The 5562-nt window shown below is 60.0% G+C and carries 6 protein-coding genes; 3 read left to right on the top strand and 3 right to left on the bottom strand.

The window, feature by feature from the left end; all coding sequences use genetic code 11:
• The coding region (locus EN893_RS16455) for an MFS transporter (protein WP_164752201.1) at positions 1 to 369 on the top strand (369 nt) is incomplete at its 5' end.
• Between the two features lie 96 nt (positions 370 to 465).
• On the opposite strand, the gene EN893_RS16450 is transcribed toward EN893_RS16455, so the two are convergent.
• Entirely contained in the window at positions 466 to 663 is a 198-nt protein-coding gene (locus EN893_RS16450) for a DUF2735 domain-containing protein (protein WP_127269123.1), read from the bottom strand.
• Between the two features lie 316 nt (positions 664 to 979).
• Here EN893_RS16450 and EN893_RS16445 point away from each other — a divergent pair, with 316 nt between their 5' ends.
• Positions 980 to 2020, top strand: coding sequence for a glutamine synthetase beta-grasp domain-containing protein (locus tag EN893_RS16445; RefSeq protein WP_127260164.1), 1041 nt, complete (start codon positions 980 to 982; stop codon positions 2018 to 2020).
• Positions 2021 to 2762: 742 nt separating this feature from the next.
• Here EN893_RS16445 and glnA read toward each other — a convergent pair.
• Complete coding sequence (glnA, locus tag EN893_RS16435) at positions 2763 to 4172, bottom strand: type I glutamate--ammonia ligase (protein ID WP_127269124.1); 1410 nt, start codon at positions 4170 to 4172, stop codon at positions 2763 to 2765.
• 65 nt (positions 4173 to 4237) lie between these two features.
• A complete protein-coding gene (locus EN893_RS16430) occupies positions 4238 to 4576 on the bottom strand; it encodes a P-II family nitrogen regulator (protein WP_006205430.1) in 339 nt (112 codons plus the stop codon).
• A gap of 358 nt (positions 4577 to 4934) precedes the next feature.
• Here EN893_RS16430 and EN893_RS16425 point away from each other — a divergent pair.
• The coding region (locus EN893_RS16425) for an NAD(P)H-hydrate epimerase (protein ID WP_128361647.1) at positions 4935 to 5562 on the top strand (628 nt) is incomplete at its 3' end.

The raw sequence follows: 5562 nt of genomic DNA, 5'->3' as shown, positions 1-5562 counted from the left end.
GTCTACAACATTCCGGGTGGTGGCGCGTTCGCCATGTTCGCCGATCCTGCAGCAGTGAACTGGCCAATGACGATCGGCATCCTGTTCATCCTGGTGCTGTTCGTGACCATGGTCTATGGGCCGATCGCGGCGATCCTGGTCGAGATGTTCCCGACCCGCATTCGCTACACCGGCATGTCGTTGCCCTATCACATCGGCAATGGCTGGTTCGGCGGCCTGCTGCCGGCAACCGTGTTCGCGCTCAGCGCCTATAAGGGCGACATCTACTATGGCCTTTGGTATCCGGTGGTGATCGCGGCGATAACGCTGGTCATCGGCATGATCTTCGTCAAGGATACGCTCGGCACCGACCTGCACGCCAAGGAGTAGGCAGGCCCGGTGTTCAAAAGAAAGCCCGGCGCGAGCAATCGCGCCGGGCTTTCTCTTTTCAGGCCAATTCGTTGGCGAGGGCTGCTGCCCTTTGTGTCAGCTCTTGCGGCCCCGGGTCTCATCCTCGATGGCTGCCTCATGGTACCAGCCGTCGCCGAAGTCTGCGCGGGCACCACGCAGCGAGGCAAGCTCTGCCGCAAACTTAGCCTTGCCGCTCAAATTTGAGGCAGCGGCGCGCGCTGCCACCGGGAACATCAAAATTGTGGCCGACGGTCGTGTGGAAATGATTTCCATTGCCGGGTTCCTTTCTTCTGCCGAACCTTTTCGATTCAACTTGATCCGAAGATAAGGTCTGCAATCAAGTTAGGCAATATGCCTATGAAAAGATCAGCAATTGCACACTATTTGTGCAAAGAACGACTGTGATTGATCGGAACGCATCGCTTAGGCGGATCACCGACTTCGAGTGGATACCGGGTCAATTTTGCCGCACCCTTCACACCAAGAATGGCACACGAATTGCATTTTAAGAATGCGGCAGGCCGGCTGCTGACGGCAGACGCATGTCGACGCCGTTCAGTGTTCGGTGATCAAGCAACGAGAGGCTAGAATGACGAAATACAAGCTCGAGTATATCTGGCTCGATGGATATACCCCGGTCCCCAACCTTCGCGGCAAGACGCAGATCAAGGAATTCGCCGAATTCCCTGATCTCGAGCAGTTGCCGCTGTGGGGCTTCGATGGTTCCTCGACCCAGCAGGCCGAAGGGCACAGCTCCGATTGCGTGCTGAAGCCGGTTGCGGTCTATCCGGATCCCGCCCGTACCAACGGCGTGCTGGTCATGTGCGAAGTCATGATGCCCGATGGCGTCACGCCGCATGCCTCCAACAAGCGCGCCACCATCCTCGATGACGAGGGCGCCTGGTTCGGCTTCGAGCAGGAATATTTCTTCTACAAGGACGGCCGGCCGCTCGGCTTCCCCGAGAGCGGCTATCCCGCACCCCAGGGTCCGTACTACACCGGCGTCGGCTATTCCAATGTCGGCTCCGTCGCGCGCCAGATCGTCGAGGAGCATCTCGACCTCTGCCTCGCCGCCGGCATCAACCACGAGGGCATCAACGCCGAAGTTGCCAAGGGCCAGTGGGAATTCCAGATTTTCGGCAAGGGCTCCAAGAAAGCCGCCGACCAGATGTGGATGGCCCGCTACCTCATGCAGCGCCTGACCGAGAAGTACGGCATCGACATCGAATACCACTGCAAGCCGCTCGGCGACACCGACTGGAATGGCTCTGGCATGCACGCCAACTTCTCGACCGCCTATATGCGCGAAGTCGGCGGCAAGGCCTATTTCGAAGCGCTGATGGCGGCCTTCGACAAGAACCTGATGGATCACATCGCCGTCTATGGCCCGGACAACGACAAGCGTTTGACCGGCAAGCACGAGACCGCGCCGTGGAACCGGTTCAGCTATGGCATTGCCGACCGTGGCGCCTCGATCCGCGTGCCGCATTCCTTCATCAAGAGCGACTACAAGGGTTATCTGGAAGACCGCCGTCCGAACTCGCAGGGCGACCCCTACCAGATCGCCTCGCAGATCCTGAAGACGATCGCCTCGGTTCCGGCAAGCGCTCAGGTTTCGGCCGCCGCGTAAGCGTTTCGGACTGCATGACAAGATGACCCCGGCGTTTCGCGCCGGGGTTCTTTTTTGGCCGTTACCCGGCTGACGGCATTCCTGGTAAAACATACCCAGAAAAAGTCAGGGAATTCACGCGGTCGCAAATCGCCCGGAAGTTCTGGCCGCAGCCATGTGAGCCTCCGGCGATCACTCCCTATAAAGCCCGGAAAAGCGCCTTTTCCAGCCCTTATCTGGGGCAATGGACCTTCCATAAGCATCTGTTCATACAGCAGAATCGGTCATTCGCGGCCCGGCTTGCAGCGTTGACAGATCACGCTACGGCATGCGTATTCGCAGGCCTTGGGGTTACGTCACGCAATGCTGTTCGGACGGGCGGGGTTTTCTGAACGGCGGCATTGGCGTGGGCGCCGGACGAGCGGTCACTGTAGCCTGAGACAGTGCTCCGCTCGCTCCTGGCTCCAACGTTGGCGACCGACCGGCCGCCTTGATCTTCACCGGACATCGCCGAGTAGTGATTGAAGTCACCGGACCGACGCGCTCAGGCCGGCCGCTCCGATGGACCGTGGGTCCAGAATCCAGGCATCGTATGATCGTCGAAGACGAAAGACCAATATGGCTGTCCATGCGTGGCTGCCGCGCAGGCGAGACATGCCGGTCAGCTGGCAATTCCTATTGGAGCGCAGCAAAAAGCCCTTGAAAGAGGGAAGTCTTTCAAGGGCTTGGTTATTATGGCGTATCTTAGTCTGAGCTTGAAGCCTCAGACAGAGTAATACATATCGTATTCGACCGGATGCGGGGTCATTTCGAAGCGCATCACTTCGGCCATCTTCAGCTCGATGTAGCTGTCGATCTGGTCGTCGTCGAAGACGCCGCCGGCTTTCAGGAAGCCGCGGTCCTTGTCGAGGCTTTGCAGGGCTTCGCGCAGCGAGCCGCAGACGGTCGGGATCTTCTTCAGTTCCTTCGGCGGCAGGTCGTAGAGATCCTTGTCCATCGGCTGGCCGGGATGGATCTTGTTCTTGATACCGTCGAGGCCGGCCATCAGCAGCGCGGAGAAGGCGAGGTAGGGGTTCGCGCCCGGATCGGGGAAGCGGACCTCGACGCGCTTGGCCTTCGGCGACGAGCCGAACGGGATACGGCAGGACGCCGAGCGGTTGCGCGCCGAATAGGCGAGCAGAACCGGCGCTTCGTAACCCGGCACCAGGCGCTTGTAGGAATTGGTCAGCGGGTTGGTGAATGCGTTGATCGCCTTGGCATGCTTGATGACGCCGCCGATGAAGAACAGGCAGCTTTCCGACAGACCGGCATATTCATTGCCGGCGAAGGTCGGCTTGCCGTTCTTCCAGATCGACATGTGGACGTGCATGCCCGAGCCGTTGTCGCCGAAGATCGGCTTCGGCATGAAGGTCGCCGTCTTGCCGTAGGCATTGGCGACCTGGTGCACGACATATTTGTAGATCAGCATCTTGTCGGCGTTGCGTACCAGTGCGTCGAACTTGATGCCGAGTTCGTGCTGCGCCGCCGCCACCTCATGGTGATGCTTTTCGACGCGCACGCCCATCTCGGCGAGCACGGTCAGCATTTCCGAGCGCATGTCCTGCGCGCTGTCGATCGGCGGCACCGGGAAGTAGCCTCCCTTGACGCGCGGACGGTGGCCGAGATTGCCGGTCTCGTAGTCGGTGTCGTCGTTCGACGGCAGTTCCGTGGAGTCGAGCTTGAAACCGGTGTTGTAGGGATCGGCCTTGTACTTCACGTCGTCGAAGACGAAAAATTCGGCTTCCGGGCCGACAAAGATGGTGTCGCCGATGCCTTCGGCCTTCATGTAAGCCTCGGCCTTCTTGGCCGTGCCGCGCGGATCGCGGTTGTAGGATTCACCCGAAACCGGATCGAGGATGTCGCACAGGATGACCATGGTTGACTGGGCGAAGAACGGATCCATGTGAACCGTTTCCGGGTCGGGCATCAGCACCATGTCGGACTCGTTGATGGCCTTCCAGCCGGCAATCGACGAGCCGTCGAACATCACGCCATCGGCGAACATGTCTTCCTCGACCTCGATGACATCCATCGTCACGTGTTGCAGCTTGCCCTTCGGGTCTGTGAAGCGCAGGTCGACGAATTTCACGTCGTTGTCCTTGATCTGCTTCATGATGTCTTTGGCTGTCGTCATGTCGTGTATCCCTGTGTGATGACTTTTTTTGATGATGACGTTTTCAGGAGGATGGGGCGGTCGGTTCAGACCGCGTCCATGCCCGTTTCGCCGGTGCGGATCCGCACGACTTCCTCGATGTTGGAGACGAAGATCTTGCCGTCACCGATGCGGCCCGTCTGGGCCGCCTTGCGGATGGCCTCGATGGCGCCTTCGACCGCGTCGTCGCCAAGCACGACCTCGATCTTCACCTTGGGCAGGAAATCGACGACATATTCGGCGCCGCGGTAGAGTTCGGTATGGCCCTTCTGACGACCGAAGCCCTTTGCCTCGGTGACGGTTATGCCTTGCAGTCCGGCCTCCTGAAGCGCTTCCTTCACTTCGTCCAGCTTGAATGGCTTGATGATCGCTTCGATCTTTTTCATGTAAAAAGTGGCCTCCACTGCCAAAAAAACGGGTTGTGACCCCCCGCTTGCGCCTCCATCAAGCACGAACTGTGCCAATTCAGCGGATTCGAAGCGGTCTCATAAGATTTCAAAGCCGCGCCGCACCGGGATGCAAATTCGCGTCATTCGCTGCACCGGAAGCGGCATGGGCTGCCAGAGCCTACACAGCGCCAGCACCTGCGTCCGCACAAAAATCAGGCATATCGCCTATCCCGCAGGCAATTTTCTGCCCGCAATGCCTTCGTGCCGACGTTATGGCTGCAGATCTCGGCAACTCCCCCTTGTTTGCTTAGGATCGAAATTGGACAATGCTTGATAGCATGCGGATCGGCAATCCATGAGCAACGAACTTCTTTCCCCGGCCGAAATGAGCGAGGCTGATCGGCTGACGATCGCGGCCGGTCCGGCCGATGGAATCAGCCTGATGCGGCGCGCGGGCGAAGCGGTCGCGGCCGAGATTCTCAAGCGTTATCCCGCAGCGCCGCATGTCCATGTGCTGTGCGGTCCCGGCAACAATGGCGGCGATGGCTATGTCGTCGCACGCCTCCTGGCCGGCAGCGGCGTCGGCACAACGATCTGGTCATCCGGAGCGCCGAGGCCGGAAAGCGATGCGGCGCTCGCCGCCGCGGAATCCCTGGTCAAGTCCCGGCCGCTGTCTGATTTCGACGCCGAGTTCGGCTCGATCGTGATCGACGCGCTCTATGGGGCAGGGCTGTCCAAGCCGCTGTCCGGCGATGCCGCGAAAGCTGTCGATACAGTGACAGCCCTGCGCCTGCCTGTGGTCGCGATCGACCTGCCGTCGGGCGTCTCGGGAGCCAGCGGCGAAATATTGAGCAGGGCGTTTCGTGCCGAGGTCACCGTCACCTTCGCGCGGAAAAAGCCCGGCCACTTGCTGCTGCCGGGGCGCGGGCAATGCGGTGAGATCGTGCTCGCCGATATTGGCATCGGCGACGGCATCATCGCCC

The sequence above is a fragment of the Mesorhizobium sp. M7A.F.Ca.CA.004.04.2.1 genome (assembly GCF_004022825.1).
In the GTDB taxonomy this organism is placed as follows: domain Bacteria; phylum Pseudomonadota; class Alphaproteobacteria; order Rhizobiales; family Rhizobiaceae; genus Mesorhizobium.
This window is presented reverse-complemented; position numbering and strand designations above follow the sequence as displayed.